The 20204-nt window shown below is 57.9% G+C and carries 16 protein-coding genes, 6 tRNA genes, 4 other RNA genes and 1 pseudogene; 4 read left to right on the top strand and 23 right to left on the bottom strand.

What is annotated here, in order from left to right; all coding sequences use genetic code 11:
- The first annotated feature begins 130 nt into the window (after positions 1–130).
- The 3 genes from AAIE04_RS02030 to zitB are packed head-to-tail and all read left to right on the top strand — an operon-like array spanning position 131 to position 4895.
- Positions 131–736 carry a response regulator gene (locus AAIE04_RS02030; protein WP_498576386.1) on the top strand — a complete coding sequence of 202 codons (606 nt, stop codon included), beginning with the start codon at positions 131–133 and terminating at the stop codon, positions 734–736.
- Complete coding sequence (locus AAIE04_RS02025; RefSeq protein WP_498576385.1) at positions 733–3933, top strand: ATP-binding protein; 3201 nt, start codon at positions 733–735, stop codon at positions 3931–3933. Before AAIE04_RS02030 ends, AAIE04_RS02025 begins: the two co-directional genes overlap by 4 nt.
- Positions 3933–4895, top strand: coding sequence for a CDF family zinc transporter ZitB (gene zitB / locus AAIE04_RS02020; protein ID WP_025160031.1), 963 nt, complete (start codon positions 3933–3935; stop codon positions 4893–4895). The genes AAIE04_RS02025 and zitB overlap by 1 nt, the downstream gene beginning before the upstream one ends.
- A 35-nt stretch (positions 4896–4930) precedes the next feature.
- Here the strand turns inward: zitB and pnuC are convergent, their stop codons facing one another.
- From pnuC to cydA, 23 genes and pseudogenes are all read right to left on the bottom strand, one after another.
- Entirely contained in the window at positions 4931–5656 is a 726-nt protein-coding gene (pnuC, locus tag AAIE04_RS02015) for a nicotinamide riboside transporter PnuC (protein ID WP_498576384.1), read from the bottom strand.
- A 20-nt stretch (positions 5657–5676) separates the two neighbouring features.
- Positions 5677–6738 carry a quinolinate synthase NadA gene (nadA, locus tag AAIE04_RS02010; protein WP_019454028.1) on the bottom strand — a complete coding sequence of 354 codons (1062 nt, stop codon included), beginning with the start codon at positions 6736–6738 and terminating at the stop codon, positions 5677–5679.
- A gap of 322 nt (positions 6739–7060) precedes the next feature.
- Positions 7061–7185, bottom strand: a non-coding RNA gene (locus AAIE04_RS02005) — RtT sRNA.
- A gap of 75 nt (positions 7186–7260) precedes the next feature.
- Positions 7261–7385: non-coding RNA, RtT sRNA (locus AAIE04_RS02000), on the bottom strand.
- 74 nt (positions 7386–7459) lie between these two features.
- Positions 7460–7535: transfer RNA gene (locus AAIE04_RS01995), tRNA-Lys, on the bottom strand.
- Positions 7536–7541: 6 nt separating this feature from the next.
- Positions 7542–7617, bottom strand: a tRNA-Val gene (locus AAIE04_RS01990).
- Positions 7618–7662: 45 nt separating this feature from the next.
- Positions 7663–7798, bottom strand: a non-coding RNA gene (locus AAIE04_RS01985) — RtT sRNA.
- 69 nt (positions 7799–7867) lie between these two features.
- Positions 7868–7943: transfer RNA gene (locus AAIE04_RS01980), tRNA-Lys, on the bottom strand.
- Between the two features lie 153 nt (positions 7944–8096).
- A non-coding RNA gene (locus tag AAIE04_RS01975) (RtT sRNA) lies at positions 8097–8221 on the bottom strand.
- 15 nt (positions 8222–8236) lie between these two features.
- Positions 8237–8312, bottom strand: a tRNA-Lys gene (locus AAIE04_RS01970).
- A gap of 7 nt (positions 8313–8319) precedes the next feature.
- Positions 8320–8395: transfer RNA gene (locus AAIE04_RS01965), tRNA-Val, on the bottom strand.
- A gap of 29 nt (positions 8396–8424) precedes the next feature.
- Positions 8425–8500: transfer RNA gene (locus AAIE04_RS01960), tRNA-Lys, on the bottom strand.
- A gap of 178 nt (positions 8501–8678) precedes the next feature.
- Positions 8679–9473 (bottom strand): cell division protein CpoB, encoded by a 795-nt coding sequence (gene cpoB, locus AAIE04_RS01955; RefSeq protein WP_498576383.1) that lies wholly within the window; start codon positions 9471–9473, stop codon positions 8679–8681.
- 9 nt (positions 9474–9482) lie between these two features.
- Complete coding sequence (gene pal / locus AAIE04_RS01950) at positions 9483–9992, bottom strand: peptidoglycan-associated lipoprotein Pal (RefSeq protein ID WP_025160033.1); 510 nt, start codon at positions 9990–9992, stop codon at positions 9483–9485.
- 44 nt (positions 9993–10036) lie between these two features.
- The gene (gene tolB, locus AAIE04_RS01945) at positions 10037–11329 is read right to left on the bottom strand and encodes a Tol-Pal system beta propeller repeat protein TolB (protein WP_004939856.1); all 1293 of its coding nucleotides are present in this window, start codon (positions 11327–11329) and stop codon (positions 10037–10039) included.
- Positions 11330–11461: 132 nt separating this feature from the next.
- Positions 11462–12688 (bottom strand): cell envelope integrity protein TolA, encoded by a 1227-nt coding sequence (gene tolA / locus AAIE04_RS01940; protein ID WP_440529388.1) that lies wholly within the window; start codon positions 12686–12688, stop codon positions 11462–11464.
- 81 nt (positions 12689–12769) lie between these two features.
- Positions 12770–13198 (bottom strand): colicin uptake protein TolR, encoded by a 429-nt coding sequence (tolR, locus tag AAIE04_RS01935; protein WP_004939859.1) that lies wholly within the window; start codon positions 13196–13198, stop codon positions 12770–12772.
- 12 nt (positions 13199–13210) lie between these two features.
- Positions 13211–13894 (bottom strand): Tol-Pal system protein TolQ, encoded by a 684-nt coding sequence (gene tolQ / locus AAIE04_RS01930; RefSeq protein ID WP_004939862.1) that lies wholly within the window; start codon positions 13892–13894, stop codon positions 13211–13213.
- Positions 13891–14295, bottom strand: a complete 405-nt coding sequence (gene ybgC / locus AAIE04_RS01925) for a tol-pal system-associated acyl-CoA thioesterase (RefSeq protein ID WP_025160034.1) — start codon at positions 14293–14295, stop codon at positions 13891–13893. Before ybgC ends, tolQ begins: the two co-directional genes overlap by 4 nt.
- A 130-nt stretch (positions 14296–14425) precedes the next feature.
- Positions 14426–14721 (bottom strand): annotated as a pseudogene (gene ybgE / locus AAIE04_RS01920) (cyd operon protein YbgE).
- Positions 14721–14834 (bottom strand): cytochrome bd-I oxidase subunit CydX, encoded by a 114-nt coding sequence (cydX, locus tag AAIE04_RS01915; protein WP_004939868.1) that lies wholly within the window; start codon positions 14832–14834, stop codon positions 14721–14723. The pseudogene ybgE and the gene cydX overlap by 1 nt, the downstream one beginning before the upstream one ends.
- Before the next feature lie 17 nt (positions 14835–14851).
- On the bottom strand, positions 14852–15991 hold the full coding sequence (cydB, locus tag AAIE04_RS01910) for a cytochrome d ubiquinol oxidase subunit II (protein WP_498576382.1): 1140 nt from the start codon (positions 15989–15991) through the stop codon (positions 14852–14854).
- A gap of 14 nt (positions 15992–16005) precedes the next feature.
- Complete coding sequence (gene cydA / locus AAIE04_RS01905; RefSeq protein ID WP_004939873.1) at positions 16006–17574, bottom strand: cytochrome ubiquinol oxidase subunit I; 1569 nt, start codon at positions 17572–17574, stop codon at positions 16006–16008.
- 683 nt (positions 17575–18257) lie between these two features.
- Here cydA and AAIE04_RS01900 point away from each other — a divergent pair.
- Positions 18258–20156: a bifunctional metallophosphatase/5'-nucleotidase gene (locus AAIE04_RS01900; protein ID WP_498576381.1), complete on the top strand. Its 1899-nt coding sequence runs from the start codon at positions 18258–18260 to the stop codon at positions 20154–20156.
- Positions 20157–20204: the final 48 nt, after the last annotated feature.

The following is a 20204-nucleotide window of genomic DNA, read 5'->3' as shown; positions in this document are numbered from 1 at the left end:
GTAAATCACCTTTGCCCCCCGCCGCTGGAACCGCCAAATTAACAGCAGATTGTGCTGTTTCATCAGGGGAGCGCAGAGCCTCCTTTTTCGCTATGCTAGCGATCGGAATATAAAGTGACCCGAGTTAAACATGCCCTCTCTGTTATTAGTTGATGACCACCCGGTGGTCCATGTCGCACTGGAAGCGGCGCTAATGAAATCAGCCCGCGCCTACCGCCTGCAGGCGGCGCAGGACGACGTTCAGGCGCTGGCCCTGCTGGCCGAGACCGCTTTCGGCCTGGTGATCCTGGATATCGGCCTGCCGCAGGTCGACGGGCTGCAGCTGTTGAAAAAAATCCGCCGCCGCTACCCGCAGCAGCCGATCCTGATCTACACCGCGCAGGAAGCCGAGGTCTATGCGCGCATGGCCCATGCCGCCGGCGCCAACGGTTTCGTCAATAAAGGCAGCTCGCTGGCGCACCTGGTACAGGCGATCGAGCAGGTGCTGGACGGAGAAACCAGCTTCCCCGCCGCCGCGCTGACCGAAGAAGCGCCGACGGCGGACGGCGGGCAGCTCACGCCCAAGGAGCTCGAGGTGCTGGGTTTGCTGAGCCAGGGACTGTCCAACCTGCAGATCGCCGATCGGCTGCACATCAGCAACAAGACCGTCAGCACCCACAAGAAAAATATCCAGCGCAAAACCGGCGCCGGCAACCTGCTGGAACTGGCGGCGGTGTTTAAAGAGCTGGCGCCATGATGCGCCGCGCCCTGCTGCTGCTGTTGCTGTGGTGCGGCCTGGCGCAGGCGGCGGAACCGGTGCGCTATCAGCTGGTCAGCAACCTGAATACCCCCGAGAACATGCTGATCGTCGGCGAGAAGAACCCCTGGCGCGATCGTACGCTGCGCGTCGGCATCATCAGCGAGAACACCAGCCCGTACAACATCATCGTGGACGACGATCTGTACGGGCTGAACGCCGACTACCTCGGCTATATCCAGCAGGTGACCGGCATCCGCTTCGCCATTTACGGCTTCGCCGACCTGACGCAGCTGGAGCAGGCGCTGCACGACGGTAAGGTCGATCTGCTGTACGGCATCCCGCAAAGTGAAGCGCTGCACGGCCTGGAAATCTCCCAGCCCTATTACGTCAGCAACCTGCGCGTATTGCGCGATCGCAGCAACGATCGGCCGGTGATGCTCAATTCCGCCAACGCCCGCGTCGCGATCGGCGCGCTGACCGACATGCAGTCCGGCGGCGCCCTGCAGGCGGTGGCGTCGCAGATCCAGCGCTACGACAACAACCTGCAGGCGGTCTATTCGCTGCTCAACGGCAGCAGCGACTACTTTATCGCCGACGAGGCCAGCGCCAGCTTTATCATCGACCAGCTGCAGCTCGGCCAGCTCTATCAGATTGAAAGCAACGAGAACCTGGGCAATCTGTCCTTCGTGTTCGCCGCCGCCGACCCACGGCTGATAGACACGTTGGACACCGCCATCGCCGACGCGCCGATGGAACTGATGAACGCCCTGCAGAGCCGCTGGAGCAAAAAGATCCCCAGCTACCTCGACACTGGCAATGCCGATCTGACAACGATGGAGAAAAACTGGGTGGCGAGCCACCGCGTGGTTTACTACGCCGCCATCGAGAACAACTTCCCGTTCGCCTATCGAGGTTCCGACGGCCAGCCGCGCGGCTACGCCATCGATATTCTCAACATCATCGCGCAAAACACCGGGCTGCGTTTCGCGCCGCTGTGGGCGCGCAACGCCGAGCAAGCCGATCAGCTGGTGCAGTCCGGCCAGGCCAGCTTCCGCGCCGCCCTGCCGCTGGCGCGCGGCGTCAAGGCGCGCTACGGCGCCAGCATGCCCATCCACCGTTCGCTGTGGGGCGTTTACGTCGGCCAGTACGCCAACGGCATCTCGACCTGGAACGATCTGGCCGGTAAGCGCATCGGCGTGCTGCAGGGCGATTTGGCTCAGGGGCTGGTGCCGGAACGGGAACAGACCATCAGCTTCGCCGACAGCAAATCCATGTATGACGCGCTGGCCAACGGTCAGCTGGATGCGTTGGTGGATAACGTCATCTCCGCCAACTTTTTGGCGCTGTCGCGCTATTCCGGCGCCATCAAGCTGGCCTTCGCCGCCAACAACATTCCCTATCCGGTGGCCTTCGGCGTGCGCCGCGATCAGCCGCTGCTGTTGGCGATCCTCGATAAGAACCTGATGCAGATCCCGGCGGACACTCTGCAATCGCTGCGCGACGAATGGATCGTCGATCGCAGCAACCTGATAGACGCGGTGAACGACAACCGCATGCCGCCGCAAACCACCTGGCTGCTGGCGCTGCTGGCCGCCGCCACCGTGCTGCTGCTGGCGCTGACGCTGCGCCGTTTCATGCTGCAGCGCCGAGAAAAACGCGAACGCGAAGAGCTTGAGCAGGCGCGCCGCCGCGCCGAAGCGGAAAACCGCATGAAGAGCAAATTCCTCGCCACCGTCAGCCACGAACTGCGTACGCCGATGCACGCCATTCTCGGCCTGCTGGAGCTGGAACTCAAACGCCAGCCGGCGCCGGAAGGCCTGCCGGTGATTTACAGTTCGGCCTCTTCGCTGCTCAACCTGCTCAACGACCTGCAGGATCACGCCCGGCTGGAAACCGGTTCGCTGACGCTGGCGCCGAAACCGGTGGCGCTGCGCCCTTGGGTCGCGCGCATTGACGCTCTCTACCGGCCGCTGATCGGCGAACGGCCGCTGACGTTGAGCGTGGTGGCGGATCCGGCGCTGCCGGAGGCGGTGGTCATTGATGGTGAGCGTTTACTTCAGGTAGCTAACAACCTGATAAACAACGCGATAAAGTTTACGCCACGCGGTGCCATTCAGGTCGGCGTCGGCTGGCGCGCGCAGGATGAGCTGCGGGGGGAATTGCATCTGACGGTGAACGACAGCGGCTGCGGCATCGCCGCCGATGAGCTCGGCAAGCTGTTCCAACCGTTTTACCGCGCGCGCGGCGCGCAGCGCATCTCGGTGCAAGGCACGGGCCTGGGGCTATCGATCTGCAAGGAGATCGTCGAGCAGATGGGTGGCCGCATCGAGCTGCAATCGCAGCCTGGCATCGGCACCCGCGTCGAGGTAGCGATACCGGTTGAGCTGAGCGGCGCGTCGCCGGTTGTCGCCCCGGAGGAGCGGCCCCTCGCCCTACCGTCTTCCTCGTTGCGTACCGCGTTGATCGACGATCACCCCACCAATCTGTTGCTGATGGAGCGCCAGTTGCGCCATTTCGGGCTGCAGCCCGCCCGCTTTGAGCAAGGTTATGCGCTGCTGAAGGCCCAGCGTCGTCAGCCGTTCGATCTGTTGTTTATCGACTATAACATGCCGCGCCCCGACGGCCTGACGCTCGCCAGGCTGATCCGGCGCGACGAACAGCGGCTGCAACGCGCGCCTTGCCGCATCGTGCTCTGTTCGGCGGATGTGCAGGAGTTCACCCGCATCCCACCTGCGCTGGTGGCGATCGACCACTTCCTGACCAAGCCGATTTCACTGGCGGCGATCGGCCAGATACTGACTCAGCAACCGCAGGTTCAGGAGGAAAAGTCAGTCCTTACTGACTTACGGCAAACGCTGGCAGAGATGGCGGGTGGCGATCGCACCATGATGCAGCGGCTGGCGCAGACGCTCAGCGATACGCTGCGGCAAGACCGCCAGCGGCTCGCAGGCGCCGTCGCCGCAAACGACTGGCAGCACCTGGAGCAAGCGGCACACCGCATCAAGGGCAGCCTGCTGATGCTGCAGCTACCGGAAGCCGCGCAGCTGTGCCAGCAGCTGGTGGAAACCGCACGCCGGGGCGAGCTTGCCGGCGCCGCTTATACTAAATTAGAGGCGTTAGTGGCGCAGATATTGCCGGAGCTGGATGCCCTGCTCACTGCCGTCCCCTCTTTCGCTATGCATAAGGATGAATAATGTCGGACACTCCACACCAACACCTGCCGAAAGACAGTAATAGTAAACGCCTACTGACCGCTTTTTTAGTCACCGCCGTCTTTATGGTGGCCGAAGTGATTGGCGGTCTCTGGTCAGGCTCGCTGGCGCTGTTGGCCGACGCCGGCCACATGCTGACCGATGCCGCCGCGCTGCTGGTGGCGCTGATGGCGGTGCACTTCTCCCAACGCAAACCCAACGCGCGCCACACCTTCGGTTATCTGCGTCTGACTACGCTGGCGGCCTTCCTCAACGCCGCGGCGCTGCTGGTGATCGTGGTATTCATCCTGTGGGAAGCGATACAGCGTTTCTTTGAACCGCAGCCGGTGATGGGTACCCCGATGCTGATCATCGCCATAGCGGGGCTGCTGGCTAACCTGTTCGCCTTCTGGCTGCTGCATCGCGGCAGCGAAGAGAAGAACATCAACGTGCGCGCCGCCGCGCTGCATGTGCTGGGCGATCTGCTCGGCTCGGTGGGCGCCATCGCCGCCGCCATCGTTATTCTCGCCACCGGCTGGACGCCGATTGACCCGATCCTGTCGGTACTGGTCTCCTGTCTGGTGCTGCGCAGCGCCTGGCGGCTGCTGAAAGAAAGCTTCCACGAGCTGCTGGAAGGCACGCCGCAGGAGGTCGATATCGCCAAGCTGCAAAAAGATCTGTGCCTGAACATCCCGGAAGTGCGCAACATCCATCACGTGCACGTCTGGCAGATCGGCGAACAGAAGCTGATGACTCTGCATGCACAGGTGATCCCGCCGCATGACCACGATGGGCTGTTGCAACGCATTCAGGCTTATCTGTTGGAGCACTACAAGATTGGCCACGTGACCATTCAGATGGAATACCGGCACTGCGAGACGCCGGACTGCGGCATCAACCGGGCGCCGGAGCCGAGTGAACACTCACATGCCGAAGCGCACTCCCACCTGGGACATCGCCATTAAGCCAAGAGGGCGCCATCACGGCGCCCTCTGCGTTGTCAGGAAGCGGAAGACAACGGATTGGAATGATTGCGCCCGGCGCTCTTGATCCACAGCCAGGAGCCGTTCAGGGCGATCAGCGTCAGAATGACATACTCGAGCGCCATCGCGTACACGCCCTGGTAGGCGAAAATCGCCACGCTGATAACATCGATAACCACCCACAGCAGCCAGTTTTCTACATACTTGCGCGTCATCAGGATCATCGCCACGATGGACAGCACCATCATTGCCGAATCCCAGAACGGGAACGCATCCGGTTGCAGCTCAGGCATCTGTACGTTCAGCCCCAGCCCTTGCATCACCGCCACCGCAATCTGCGTCAGCCAGGCGAACACGCGGTCAATGTTGAAGGTCATCAGGCCGATGCCGATGACGCAAATCGCCGCCCAAGCCAACGCTTTCGGCAGCGGTAACCAACGGATCTGCAGCTCGGCCTGGTTATCCTGGGTTTGGCGGCTCCAGGCATACCAACCGTAAATATTGGCGCCGAAGAAAAACAGCTGCAGCAGCAGGCTGGCGTACAGCTGGATCTGGAAGAAAATCACCGCGAACAGCGTGACGTTGATCAGACCGAACAGGTAGTTGATGATCTTTTCCTTGCTGGCGTACCAGATGCACAGCAATCCGAACAGCGTGCCGATGGCTTCGATCCACGACAGATCGTAACCGCCTGCGCCAAGCGGAATATGCACCAAAATATTGCTGGTACTGAAGAAGCTCATGAGGTCATCCTTTTAAACGGTTAAGCGTTGCCTTTAACCTGCATCTTAAGCTGAGCGGCGAAATCCAGCATGCGGTTCAGCGGCACCAGCGCCTTTTCACGCAGCGCGGCGGCCACGTGGATCTCATGCTGTGCGCCCCCCTGCTCCAACCCTTCGGCAATCGCCTTCAGGCCATTCATCGCCATCCACGGGCAATGTGCGCAGCTGCGGCAGGTCGCGCCTTCTCCGGCGGTCGGTGCCTCGAATAGCTCCTTATCCGGACAGGCCTGCTGCATCTTATAGAAGATACCGCGATCGGTGGCGACGATCAGCTGTTGATGCGGCAATGTTTTCGCCGCCTGAATCAACTGGCTGGTCGATCCCACCGCATCCGCCAGCTCGACCACCGCCTGAGGCGATTCGGGATGCACCAGGATGGCCGCCTGCGGATAGAGCGCCTTCATGCGCCGCAGCGCCTGGGTCTTAAACTCGTCATGGACAATGCAAGCGCCTTGCCAGCACAACACGTCGGCGCCGGTCTGCTTTTGCACATAGCTGCCGAGATGGCGATCCGGCGCCCAGATGATCTTCTCGCCCAGGCTATCCAGATGCTCGATCAGTTCGACGGCGATACTGGAGGTCACCACCCAGTCGGCGCGCGCTTTGACCGCCGCCGAGGTGTTCGCATAGACCACCACGGTGCGATCGGGATGACTGTCGCAAAACGCATGGAACTCTTCTTCCGGGCAGCCCAAGTCCAGCGAGCATTCGGCAAACAGGGTCGGCATCAGCACCTGCTTTTCCGGGCTGAGGATCTTGGCGGTTTCCCCCATGAAACGCACGCCGGCCACCAACAACGTGGAAGCCGGATGGGCGCTGCCGAAGCGCGCCATTTCCAGAGAGTCCGCCACGCAGCCGCCGGTTTCTTCCGCCAGCGCCTGAATTTCCGGATCGGTATAATAATGGGCGACCATTACCGCGTTGCGCTGCTTGAGCAGGGTTTTGATCTTCTCGCGATAAAAGGCTTTTTCCGCTACGTCCAGCGGTACCGGTTTCGGCGGGAAGGGATACACCGCCGCGTTGACATCAAACATTTCACTCATCGCTGCAATCTCATGCTAGGCTAGGCGCCTGCCGCGTGAATATCTCCTGCCGCAACGCCCTTCGTTTTATATACTAAACAAAATACCTAAAATCGCGCGAAAAGTCCGCTGATATTTTCATATTTGCGCATTCAGTGTTTAATAGATTAAAAAACATAGACGTTAACCACGCAAATCGCTGCAGATAATGCCCCGGTGAGAACGTATAGCGTTCAGAGAAGGACGAGATGCAGAACGTTGCGGTGTTGAAACGAGAAAGCAGAAGATTCGGGTGCGGGATTACAGATGCGAAAAAAGCGCCAAAAGGCGCTTTTTCCTGAATTGGTGGGTCGTGCAGGATTGATTCGGCCTGTGGCCTCACCCTACGGGCAACGCTGCGCGTTGTCGTATCGCTATGCGATGCTCGAACCTGAACGCAGGATCTCACCCGCACGACTCAGTGAGCCATGTCAGTAAGAGGATAAAGGCAGAGTCAGGTGGCGCAGATGCGAAAAAAGCGCCAAAAGGCGCTTTTTTCTGAATTGGTGGGTCGTGCAGGATTGATTCGGCCTGTGGCCTCACCCTACGGGCAACGCTGCGCGTTGTCGTATCGCTACGCGATGCTCGAACCTGAACGCAGGATCTCACCCGCACGACTCAGCGGGCCATGTCAGTAAGAGGATAAGGCAGAGTCAGGTGGCGCAGATGCGAAAAAAGCGCCAAAAGGCGCTTTTTCCTGAATTGGTGGGTCGTGCAGGATTCGAACCTGCGACCAATTGATTAAAAGTCAACTGCTCTACCAACTGAGCTAACGACCCGCAGTGTGGTGGGTGATGACGGGCTCGAACCGCCGACCCCCTCCGTGTAAAGGAGATGCTCTACCAACTGAGCTAATCACCCACTGCTGTGGTACTGCTATTTTTCACATCTTACTCTATTAAAGAGTGGTGGGTCGTGCAGGATAACTCGGCCTTTGGCCTCGCCCTTCGGGCCATCACCGGAGTGATGTTGTCTCGTTTTGCGAGACTCGAACCTCTACGGCTATCCGTCTATTTCATAGACGGCCCCTTCGGGCCAGCGCAAGCGCTGTTCAAAAGCGTAAACGCTTTTGTCTCATCCTGACGATTTAACACCTTACTCTATTAAAGAGTGGTGGGTCGTGCAGGATTCGAACCTGCGACCAATTGATTAAAAGTCAACTGCTCTACCAACTGAGCTAACGACCCACTGATGTGGTTTACTGCTGATGGCGAATAGGTTACAAACAACCGACTCGCGGAAAACAAGGATGGGGATGTTCAGGACAACTCGACGGGTACTCGACTCGGACCTTTACTTTGCCACATCAAACCGATTCTGAAGCTGCCATTCTCGAAGAATGGTGGGTCGTGCAGGATAACTCGGCCTTTGGCCTCGCCCTTGCGGGCCATCACCGGAGTGATGTTGTCTCGCTATGCGAGACTCGAACCTTTACGGTTCTCATCCTTTACGATTCTCTATCACAGCCATTCTCGAAGAATGGTGGGTCGTGCAGGATTCGAACCTGCGACCAATTGATTAAAAGTCAACTGCTCTACCAACTGAGCTAACGACCCATAACAGTGGTGGGTGATGACGGGCTCGAACCGCCGACCCCCTCCGTGTAAAGGAGATGCTCTACCAACTGAGCTAATCACCCACTGTTGTGGTTACTGCTACTTCAGAAATTGGTGGGTCGTGCAGGATTCGAACCTGCGACCAATTGATTAAAAGTCAACTGCTCTACCAACTGAGCTAACGACCCAATTTCCCTGCCGCTTTAACATCTTGCAAGATGTCTTGGCAACGGCGGCATATATTACTAATTTATCTTGGCAGCGCAACCTAAATTTTTTACTGATGCGTTCAACTGCTTGTTCTTCACGCGAATGAGCCCAGAAATCGGTCAAATCGACTAACTTCTGGGCTCATTTTTCTGACTATTAACCGCCTACGCGACTTTTCGCCTGTTTGGCCGCCGCACTGGTTGGGTATTGTTTAATCACCTGCTGGAACACGGCTTTGGCTTTATCGGCCTGCCCTTTCTCCTGCATGATGATACCCACCTTGTACATGGCGTCCGGCGCCTTCGGTGATTTAGCGTAATTCTTCACCACCACCGCAAAATAGTAGGCCGCGTCGTCTTTTTTACCCTTGTTGTAGAACAACTGACCCAGCCAATAGTTGGCGTTGGGCTGATAGGTAGACTTCGGGTACTGTTTTACGAAGGACTGAAAGGCGGAAATCGCCTGGTCATACTGTTTTTTTTCCAGCGCCAGAGAAACAGCGGCGTTGTAGTCGCTGTTCTCATCACCACCGCTCGGCGTCGCAGAAGCGGCCGCAGGCGTGCTGCCGCCCGCATCGGAAGATGCGCCTGCGGCTGCCCCACCGGCAGTGCCCGCCGCCGCAGAGGCGCTCTGAGCGCCGCTCTGGCCGAGGCTATCCATCTGTTGATAGATTTGCTTCTGGCGTTCAACGACCTGATTCAACTGATACTGGCTTTCCTGGATTTGCCCACGGAGAGAATCAATGTCGCGTTGGTTATCAGAGAGTTGTTGCTGGAGTTGGTTTAAAAGCTGGCCTTGAGCATTGCTGATACGCTCAAGTGAAGTGACGCGGTCTTCGACCGAGCCGGAGCCGACATTACTGATTGGCGCTTGGGCAGTAGCGGCCCAGGGGGCCGCTACGCCAACCAGTAACGACAGACTCAACAGGTGACGTCTGAAGTTACTGTTCATGCGATTCTCTTAGTAAACCAGAACGGCACGACGGTTTTTAGCATAAGCCGCTTCGTCGTGGCCCAGTACTGCTGGTTTTTCTTTACCGTAAGAAACGATAGAGATCTGGTCAGCGGAAACGCCTTTACCTTGCAGGTACATTTTAACGGCGTTAGCACGGCGCTCACCCAGAGCGATGTTGTATTCCGGCGTGCCGCGTTCGTCAGCGTGGCCTTCAACGGTCACTTTGTAGGACGGGTTGTTACGCAGGAATGCAGCGTGCGCGTCCAGCATCTGAGCGAATTCGGAGCTTACGTCATACTTGTCCAGACCGAAGTAAACGATGTTGTTCTTCTGCAGTTCTTGCATCTGCAGACGAGCTTGTTCTTCGGAAGACAGGTTGCTGCTGCCGTTTTCCATACCAGTGCCAGCGCCCATACCAGATTGGTCGTTGTTTGCGCTTTTGTTAGAACTACAAGCTGCTACAGCCAGAACTGGCAGTGCCAGCAGAAGCCCTTTCAGCACTTTGTTCAGTTGCATTTCTTTGATCCTTTTATAGTTTGCCATACATATTTACACATGCATCACAGATACGGCGACCAGGCAGGGAATTTGACCTGTCCATCAGTTGCCGGAAGACGCGCTTTGAAACGCCCATCAGTTGACACCAACTGCAACACGGAGCCCATACCTTGCGTGGAGCTATAGATCACCATGGTGCCGTTTGGCGCAATACTAGGCGTTTCATCCAGGAAGGTGCCGGTCAAAACCTGAACGGCGCCCGATCCAAGATCTTGTTTGGCGATGTGTTGTGCACCACTGTTGGTGCTCACCATCACCAGGAATTTACCATCGGAGCTGACTTCAGAATCCTGGTTCTGAGAGCCTTCCCACGTCAGACGCTGTGCGGCACCGCCGCTGGCGCTGATTTTATAAATCTGCGGACGCCCGCCCTGGTCGGAGGTAAACGCCAGAGACTGGCCATCCGGGAACCAGGTCGGTTCGGTGTTGTTGTTGCGGCCATCGGTCAACTGCGTGATCTGGCCGGAGCCGAGGTTCATCACGTACAGGTTCAGGCTGCCGCTCTTGGACAACGCGAAGGCCAGCTTGCTGCCGTCCGGCGAGAACGCCGGCGCACCGTTGTGGCGCGGGAACGAAGCGATCTGGCGGATAGCGCCGTTAGCCAGGGTCTGCACCACCAGCGCGGAACGGCCGCTCTCGAAGGTCACGTAAGCCAGTTTGCTGCCGTCCGGCGACCAGGCCGGTGACATCAGCGGCTCAGGCGAACGGTGCACCGTGAACTGGTTGTAACCGTCGTAATCCGCTACGCGCAGCTCGTACGGGAATTTCCCGCCGTTGGTCTGTACGACATAGGCGATACGGGTGCGGAATGCGCCCTTGATGCCGGTCAGCTTCTCGAACACTTCATCGCTGGCGGTATGAGCAGAATAACGCAACCACTGTTTGGTCACTTTATACTGATTCTGCGCCAATACGGTGCCCGGCGAACCCGAGGTGTCCACCAGTTGGTAGGAGATCAGGTAGCTGCCGTCGGCGCCAGGTTGAACCTGGCCGACAACCACGGCGTCGATGCCCAATGCAGTCCAGGCCGCCGGCGTCACTTCAGACGCGGAGGTCGGTTGCTGCGGCATGCGCGCCACGTCGATCGGGTTGAATTTGCCGCTGTTGCGCAGATCCGCACCGACAATCTTGCCGATATCTTCCGGCGGCGTGCCTGGGCCCGCCCATTTAAACGGCACCACGCCAATCGGGCGAGCGGAGTCGACCCCTTGGGTGATTTCAATGCGAACTTCCGCGTGCAGCACGGACGCCCACAGAATTAAAAAACCTAGCGCTACTCGAAATGCCTGCTTCATCTCATCTCCCTTATCCAGGCGGGATGCCTGCGATAAATTAGCAGAATTTTAACAAACCAACTCACGTAAAACTACATAATCCCTGTTGGTTACCTTAGTACATCCCTGTGATATCACTCACTCAATCAACCGTTATTGCGGCTTGAATTCAAGTATAGAATTCTTAAAGTGCTGATAAACGGCATCGCTCGGCGGCTTCGGTATGTGTGCCAACTTGGCGGCAGACACCGCTGCTTGACACAGAGCAGGATCGCCCCCTGCCGCTTGTACGCTTATCAGCAGGCCGTCCGGCGCCAGCTTGATACGCAGGTCGCAGGTTTTGCCGGCGAACGAACTGGCGTCATAGAACTTGCTCTGAATCGCCCCTTGAATCTGCCCCATATAACCGCTGATATCCGCCCCGCTGGCGCCTGCCGCCTTGGCATTGCCCTGCCCGGCCGGTTTACCATCACCTTTCGATTTGGCACCGCCGCCCTTCGGCGCGTTCTTGCCGTCCGCCAGGCCGCCAAACAGATCGCTAACTTCATCCGATTGTTTCGCAGCCTCAGCGGCGGCCTTCTTCTTAGCATCCGCAGCGGCTTTTTTGGCAGCAGCCGCTTTCTCGGCCGCAGCTTTCTTCTCTGCCTCGGCGGCGGCCTTCTTCTCGGCTTCCGCTGCGGCTTTTTTCTCGGCTTCAGCGGCCGCTTTCTTCTCTGCGGCCTCTGCTGCTTTTTGCTCTGCGGCGGCGGCCGCGGCTTTCTTCGCCTCTTCCGCCTGTTTCTTGGCGGCGGCAGCGGCGGCCGCTTCTTTCTTGGCTTCCGCTTCAGCTTTCTTCTGCGCGTCCGCCTGCGCCTTCGCTATCTTTTCCGCTTCGGCTTTCGCCTTGGCGGCGGCGGCTTCGGCGACCTTCTGTTGCTCTTTGGCCTTGGCTGCGGCGGCTTCCGCCGCTTTTTGCTGCTCGGCAGCCTGTTTCTGCTGCTCCGCCGCCTTCTGCTGTTGTTCAGCCTGCGCCTTGGCGTCCTGCGCGGCTTTCTCCTGCGCCGCCAAACGCTCTTTCTCCAGCTCTTTCAGGCGCTGCTGTTGCTCCGCCTGCTTCTGCTGAAGCTCTTCGGCCTGTTGCTCCGCTTTTTTCTGGCGCTGCTTTTCGGCACGCTGCGCATCGTTGCTCTGCTGCTGCTGGCGGTTGTACTGCTCCACCACCGCGCCGGGATCGACCATCACCGCACCCACCACGGTGCCATCGCCACCGCCGCCGGCGCCCATGTCGACCTTTTCCTGCAGCGATCCCCAAATCAGCAGGGCAATCAATATGAAGTGCAGAACGACCGAAACAATAACGGCGCGGTTCAGCTTATCGTTTTGCTCAGTTGCCTTTACCAAAATAGATTCCCAAAAACTGGTGTTGCTTATACGGGGTTCCTGGGCCGCAGCGCAGAAACCGGGTTGCCGTTCGCCTTACGGTCAGATCGGCTGGGTCATCAGCCCCACGGAAGCCACGCCCGCCTGATGGAGAATATTCAATGCCTTGATAATCTCATCGTAAGGGACTTCCTTCGCACCGCCGATCAAAAAGACCGTTTTCGGGTTAGCCGCCAAACGCGACTTGGCCTCGGCCGCGACTTGCTCAGGCGGCAGCAGCTCCATACGGTTGTGATCCACCACCAGGGTGTATTGACCTACGCCGGAAACCTCGAGGATCACCGGCGGATTGTCATCGCTGGACACCGTTTTGGAATCGGTGGCGTCCGGCAGGTCAACCTCCACGCTCTGCGTGATGATTGGCGCGGTTGCCATAAAGATCAGCAGCAGCACCAGCAACACGTCGAGCAGCGGAACGATGTTAATTTCGGACTTCAGCTCGCGCCGACTACGTCCACGTACTCTCGCCATGCTACCTCCTACTTATTTGCTGTCGCTGGAGAAGGCCTGACGATGCAGAATAGCGGTGAACTCTTCCATAAAGTTGTCGTAATTCTGCTCAAGCTTGTTGACGCGCTGGTTGAGACGGTTATAGGCCATAACCGCCGGAATTGCGGCGAACAGACCGATCGCGGTGGCGATCAGCGCTTCGGCGATACCCGGCGCCACCATCTGCAGCGTGGCTTGCTTCACCGCGCCCAGCGCGATAAAGGCGTGCATGATCCCCCACACGGTGCCGAACAGGCCGATATACGGGCTGATCGAACCGACGGTGCCGAGGAACGGAATATGGGTTTCCAGCGTTTCCAGCTCGCGGTTCATCGAGATGCGCATCGCGCGCGACGCCCCTTCGATCACCGACTCCGGCGCATGGTTGTTGGCGCGGTGCAGGCGGGCGAACTCTTTGAACCCGGAATGGAAGATCTGCTCGGAACCGGTCAGGCTATCGCGACGCGCCTGACTTTCCTGGTACAGACGGGAAAGCTCGATACCGGACCAGAATTTGTCTTCAAAGGCTTCGGCGTCGCGCGTCGCCGCATTGAGGATGCGGGTACGCTGAATGATGATCGCCCAAGAGGCCACTGAGAAGCATATCAAAATCAACATGATAAGCTTAACCAGCAGGCTCGCCTTCAAGAATAAATCTAGGATGTTCATGTCAGTCACTGCTTAAACTCCGCGACAATAGACTTAGGAAGCGCTCTTGGCTTCATTTGGTGTGGATCAATACAGGCAATCAGGACATCTGCCTGGCTCAGTAGGGCCCCGTCAGAATTGACAATGCGTTGAGCAAACGTGAGAGAAGCCCCGCGCAGACAGGTGATTTCGCTCTGGACCTCCAGTTGCTCGTCGAGACGAGCCGGAGCCAGATAATCCACCGTCATGCGCCGGACGACAAAAGCGACTTGTTCACTGAGCAGCTGCTGTTGATGAAAGTTGTGCTGACGCAGCATCTCTGTGCGCGCTCTTTCAAAAAAGGCGACGTAGCGGGCGTGATAGACCACACCACTGGCATCGGTATCCTCGTAGTAAACGCGAACCGGCCATCGAAACAACGTATTACTCACTCTACTTCCCAGCAATGCAATTTAACGCTGCTACTATACGCAAGACGGATCGGGTTGGGAATGGGTTACAAGATGGGAATGAAAATAATTATGGGCCGTGAGGGCCCATAACGTGGGGACATCAGGGAGATTATAAAGAAACGTAAAGTAATCCTGCGCACAAGATCACAATTGCGGGAAGCGGCGCAAAAAAGGCGCGCCAGACGCTGCGCTGCGGGCGGAATCCGAAACCGTGGACACCCCGGCGCACACTGCCCAAATCAGCAGCAACCCTTCCCAAATCTCCAGCGAGCTGGTTTTGGCGGCGAAACGCGTCGGATCCCAGAACACGCACCCCGCCAAAATCAACGCCAGCACCAGGGAAAGGGCCCGGATCGGGCCCTTGTCGGTGACAGCGTACAGCTTGTCAATCACGGACGAGCTCATCACTTACCGTCTTGCTGAGCTTTGGTCGCTTCGCTCTGCTCAAGCGCCAGCGCCGTGATGATGCCGAAGGCGCAGGCAAGAAGCGTTCCGAGAATCCAGGCAAAATACCACATGGTTTAGCTCCTTATCCTTAGTACAGCGAATGCTTGTTGTTTTCGATGTAGTTCTTGTCGAGGCGACCGAACATTTTGTAGTACGACCAGCTGGTGTACGCCAAAACGATAGGCACGAAGATCGCCGCCACAACGGTCATCACTTTCAGCGTCAACAGGCTCGAGGTCGCGTCCCACATGGTCAGGCTGACGTTCGGCACGGTGCTGGAAGGCATCACGAACGGGAACATGGTGACCCCGGCGGTGAGGATGACGCAGGCGATGGTCAGCGACGAGGTGACAAACGCCAGCGCGCCTTTCTCCAGACGCGAGAACAGGATGGTGAACAACGGCAGTACTACGCCCAGTGCAGGCAAGGCCCACAGCAGCGGATACTTGTTGAAGTTGATCAGCCATGCGCCGGCCTGATGCGCCACTTCTTTACGCAGCGGGTTGGATTCCGCCAGGGTGTCCAGCGCCGAAGTGATCACGTAGCCGTCGATGCCTTTCACCAGCCACACCCCCGCCAGCAGGAAGCATACCGCCATGATCAGCGTCGCGATCTGCGCTGCGGCGCGTGACCGCAGGTGGATCTCGCCGGTGGTACGCATCTGCAGGTAGGTCGCGCCCTGAGTGACCAGCATGGTCAGACTGACCACGCCCGCCAACAGACCGAACGGATTCAGCAGCTGGAAGAAGTTGCCGGTGTAGAACAGACGCAGGTACTCGTCCACATGGAACGGCACGCCCTGCAGCAGGTTGCCGAACGCCACGCCGAACACCAACGCAGGCACGAAGGAACCGATGAAGATGCCCCAGTCCCACATGTTGCGCCAGCGGCTGCTCTCCAGCTTGGAACGGTAGTCAAAACCGACTGGGCGGAAGAACAACGCCGCCAGCACCAGGATCATGGCGACGTAGAAGCCCGAGAAGGCCGCTGCGTAGACCATCGGCCAGGCGGCGAACAGCGCGCCGCCGGCGGTGATCAGCCACACCTGGTTACCGTCCCAGTGAGGGGCGATGGAGTTGATCATCACCCGGCGCTCGGTATCGGTTTTCCCGATGATGCGCACCAGGATGCCGACGCCCATGTCGAAACCGTCGGTGACGGCGAAGCCGATCAGCAGTACGCCAACCAGCACCCACCAGATAAATCGCAGTACTTCATAGTCAAACATACGTGGACTCCTGTTTAGCGCGCTTCCTGCACGGCGGCAGTCGGTTGTTCAAAGTGGTAGCGGCCGGTTTTCAGGCTGCTTGGACCCAGACGCGCAAACTTGAACATCAGGTACATTTCAGCCACCAGGAACAGGGTGTACAAGCCGCAAATCAGCCCCATCGAGAACAGAATGTCGCCCGCGGTCAGCGAAGAGTTGGCGACTGCGGTCGGCAGCACCTCACCAATCGCCCACGGTTGACGGCCGTATTCCGCAACGAACCAGCCGGCTTCCACCGCGATCCACGGCAGCGGCAGGCCATACAGCGCCGCACGCAACAGCCATTTTTTCTGGCCGATACGACCGCGCACCACGCTCAGGAAGGACAGACCAATAATCAGCAGCATCAGCACGCCACAGGCCACCATGATGCGGAAGGCGAAGTACAGCGGCGCCACGCGTGGAATGGAGTCCTTGGTCGCCTGCTGGATCTGCGCTTCCGTCGCGTCGCTGACGTTCGGGGTATAACGCTTCAGCAGCATGCCGTAGCCCAGGTCTTGCTTGGTTTTGTTGAATTCGGCGCGCACCGCAGGATCGGTATTGCCGCCGCGCAGCTCTTCCAGCAGCTGGTAGGCTTTCATGCCGTTGCGGATGCGCACTTCATGTTGCGCCAGCAGATCTTTCAGGCCGGTGACCTGAGTGTCGGTGGAGCGGGTGGCGATCAGGCCAAGCGCATACGGGATCTGAATAGAGAAGGAGTTTTCCATCTTGTCCTGATCGGGAATACCGAACAGGGTGAAGGACGCCGGCGCCGGCTGGGTATCCCACTCCGCTTCGATGGCGGCCAGTTTGGTTTTCTGTACGTCGCCCATTTCGTAACCGGATTCGTCACCCAGCACGATCACCGACAGCACCGCAGCCATGCCGAAGCTGGCAGCGATGGCGAAGGAGCGTTTAGCGAAAGCGATGTCGCGGCCCTTCAGCAGGTAGTAAGCGCTGATGCCCAGCACGAACATGGCGCCGGTGGTGTAGCCTGCAGCCACGGTGTGAACGAATTTCACCTGCGCAACCGGGTTAAGCACCAGCTCGGAGAAGCTGACCATCTCCATGCGCATGGTTTCGAAGTTGAAATCCGACGCGATCGGGTTCTGCATCCAGCCGTTGGCGACCAGGATCCACAGTGCGGACAGGTTGGAGCCGAGGGCCACGAACCAGGTTACCGCCATGTGCTGCACCTTGCTCAGACGATCCCAGCCGAAGAAGAACAGGCCGACCAGCGTCGATTCAAGGAAGAACGCCATCAGACCTTCGATAGCCAATGGGGCCCCGAAAATATCGCCGACGTAGTGAGAGAAATACGACCAGTTAGTCCCGAACTGGAACTCCATGGTCAAACCGGTGGCCACACCCAGAGCAAAGTTAATCGCAAATAACTTGCCCCAGAATTTGGTCATGTCTTTATAGATTTGTTTGCCAGACAGGACATATACCGTTTCCATAATTGCCAGCAAGAACGCCATACCGAGCGTTAATGGGACAAATAAGAAATGGTACATCGCCGTTAAAGCAAACTGTAAGCGCGACAGTTCGACAATATCAAACATCTTGACTCCTTGCTCCTCGCAGGAAGACTCCGACACGCGGTTATCGGCACGCTTCTTTCAAAGCCGCCAGTAACGCCCCGCAGTGAATGCCCTTAAACACAACAAATTTGATCCAGCTTCTCCGCTTTCAACCGCACACTCGGCCAATAGCCTCTCGGGCCGTCGACAAGCGCGCCACTGAAAACCGACAACGGGTAACAAATGCAACAAGATCAACCATCCATAATCACAACATGGATGATACTCGCCCAATCCCACACAATAAATAGGTTTTTACGTGACGTGGGTTGGACTTTTGGTTACAGGTCAAATCTTAGCCGAAAGAGGTACTTCGGCCTAATTTGATCTGAGACAATTTAAGCCTATCCGCATATTATTTCCATATTCATCAGCACATTTCGCATAATTTTCTTAGGGTCATGTTGCGCAATGGTTTAATTGTTTTTTAATGATATTTTTGTGTTAAATAAATGTAATTTAAAAGAGCCGCCATTGTATTATTACGCGCTTATTCTGCGACATAATTAACCTTTTATTTCCATTAAGCCATGACAGTGATTGCAGTCACAAAACAACAAATCTCCCTCCTATATTAGTCTATTTCTCGCTATTGGATCGTAAAGGTTGCGATTTTGTAGCAAAATGACCACTTATGTTAAAATTGCATTGAGCGACAATAAGTTATGAAAAAAATCATCTTTGCCTCTGTCTTGGGACTCTCGGGAAACGTCATGGCCGCCGACACGGTAAACATCACCCTATTGGGCACCTCCGATCTGCACGGCACCTTCGTGCCCTGGGACTACGCCAGCGATACGGAAAACCTGGCGGGCAGCCTGAGCCAGATAGCCACCCAGGTCAAAAAGGTACGCGCCGAACAGCCCAACCTGATTCTGGTGGACGCCGGCGACACTATCCAGGGCAACTTCGTCGAAACCTTCAAGCATGAAGCCGTCAGCCCGATGATGCTGGGCCTCAACGCGCTCAATTACGATGTTTGGGTGATGGGCAACCACGAATTCGACTTCGGTCTGCCGGTGCTGGCTACGCCGCTCAAACAGTTCAAGGGGGCGGCGCTGGCAGGCAATATCGTCTGGGACAGCGGCAAACCCTACCTGCCCGCTTACACCATCGTTGAACGCCAGGGCGTGAAGATCGGCATTATCGGCATGGACACGCCGATGACCGCCGAATTCGCCAAAGGCACCGACCGCATCAAAGGGCTGAACTTCACCGATCCGGTGCAGGCGGTGAAACAGGTCATCAGGCAAATTGATGGCCAGGTCGACGCCATCGTGCTAGTGGCGCACATGGGCATCGACAACGAGAACCAGCGCCCGGGCACCGGCGTGGCCGACATCGCTAACGCCAACCCGGAGCTGGCGGCGATCGTCGCCGGCCACATGCATGTGAAGATCGACAAAGCGGTGGTCAACGGTGTCATCATCACCGAACCGGATAAATACGGCCGCGCGCTGTCGCGCATCGATCTGCAATTTGAACGCCGCGACGGCAAATTCACGCTGATCGACAAAAACAGCTACACCTATCCCATCAAAGGGCTGACGCCGGACAGCGCCATGCAGGCGCTCTACCAGCCGTATCACGACATTTTGCGCGCCAACGCCAATCGGGTGGTGGCAAAGCTGAGCGGCAGCGATCTGGTGCCTGCCGACGAGTTCCGCGGCATTCCTCAGGTGCACGTGCAGGATACCGGCATCAGCGCGCTGTTCCAGCAGGCCGCCCGGCACTATGCGCCGCTGGCGCAGGTGATCGCCCTGCAGATCGACAACGATCGCGCTAAGCTGGACGTCGGCGATATCAAGGCCAAAGATATCGCCTTTAACTACCAATACGCCGGCGGCGAGATCACCGTTTATCAGCTCAACGGCAAAGCGCTTAAACGCTACATGGAATGGTCCGCAGACTACTTCAATCAGCTGCAGCCGGGCGACGTCACCTACAGCTTTAACCCGGCGCGACGTTCGTCCAAATATTCCACCAACGATTTCTTCGACGGCGTCACTTACACCATCGATCTGCGCCAACCCGCCGGTTCACGCATCGTCGATCTGCGCCTGGCGGACGGCACGCCGGTCACCGACGACATGCCGATCCGCCTGGGCATGAACAGTTACCGCATGGGCCATCTGACGCAAAAAGGCGGCGCGCTGGAGGGGCAATCCTTCCCGGTGCTGTTCGACAGCAAAGCGCATTACGGTGAAGAAGAAGGCACCATTCGCCGCCTGACACTGCGCTACCTGACGGAGGTGAAACACGGCCACTATCAGGGCGTGACGCCGCAGCGCTGGAAACTGATCGGCATGGAGGGATACGAACCGCAGCGGGCGATCGTCAAACGGCTGCTCAATGAGGGCGTTATCCAGGTGCCGACCACCGACGACGGCCGCTACACCAACGTTGCGTCGATCAACGTCAAAGAGGCGCTGTTCAGCAACGCCGACGATTGCCGTGCCGCCCTCACCTCGCTGGATCAGCAGCGGCAGACCGCGGCGGATCCGGTGCAACAGCGCCGCCTGCAGGATCGGATTGCGCTGATCAAGGCGCTCAACGAGTTCTGATCTTCGCCCATAAAAAAGGCCACCCAATGGGTGGCCAAACATGTCGAG

The organism is Serratia sp. Ae19-1 (assembly GCF_059801225.1).
The sequence above is the reverse complement of the archived record's forward strand: the minus strand, read 5'-3'. Positions and strand labels throughout refer to the sequence as shown.

Bases quoted from the DNA above. Each gene is read 5' to 3' on its own strand.
- pal (WP_025160033.1), bottom strand. From the start codon at position 9,992: ATGCAACTGAACAAAGTGCTGAAAGGGCTTCTGCTGGCACTGCCAGTT.
- AAIE04_RS02025 (WP_498576385.1), top strand. From the start codon at position 733: ATGATGCGCCGCGCCCTGCTGCTGCTGTTGCTGTGGTGCGGCCTGGCG.
- nadA (WP_019454028.1), bottom strand. From the start codon at position 6,738: ATGAGTGAAATGTTTGATGTCAACGCGGCGGTGTATCCCTTCCCGCCG.
- tolB (WP_004939856.1), bottom strand. From the start codon at position 11,329: ATGAAGCAGGCATTTCGAGTAGCGCTAGGTTTTTTAATTCTGTGGGCG.
- zitB (WP_025160031.1), top strand. From the start codon at position 3,933: ATGTCGGACACTCCACACCAACACCTGCCGAAAGACAGTAATAGTAAA.
- cydA (WP_004939873.1), bottom strand. From the start codon at position 17,574: ATGTTTGATATTGTCGAACTGTCGCGCTTACAGTTTGCTTTAACGGCG.
- cpoB (WP_498576383.1), bottom strand. From the start codon at position 9,473: ATGAACAGTAACTTCAGACGTCACCTGTTGAGTCTGTCGTTACTGGTT.
- AAIE04_RS01900 (WP_498576381.1), top strand. From the start codon at position 18,258: ATGAAAAAAATCATCTTTGCCTCTGTCTTGGGACTCTCGGGAAACGTC.
- AAIE04_RS02030 (WP_498576386.1), top strand. From the start codon at position 131: ATGCCCTCTCTGTTATTAGTTGATGACCACCCGGTGGTCCATGTCGCA.
- cydX (WP_004939868.1), bottom strand. From the start codon at position 14,834: ATGTGGTATTTTGCCTGGATTCTCGGAACGCTTCTTGCCTGCGCCTTC.
- tolR (WP_004939859.1), bottom strand. From the start codon at position 13,198: ATGGCGAGAGTACGTGGACGTAGTCGGCGCGAGCTGAAGTCCGAAATT.
- cydB (WP_498576382.1), bottom strand. From the start codon at position 15,991: ATGTTTGACTATGAAGTACTGCGATTTATCTGGTGGGTGCTGGTTGGC.
- pnuC (WP_498576384.1), bottom strand. From the start codon at position 5,656: ATGAGCTTCTTCAGTACCAGCAATATTTTGGTGCATATTCCGCTTGGC.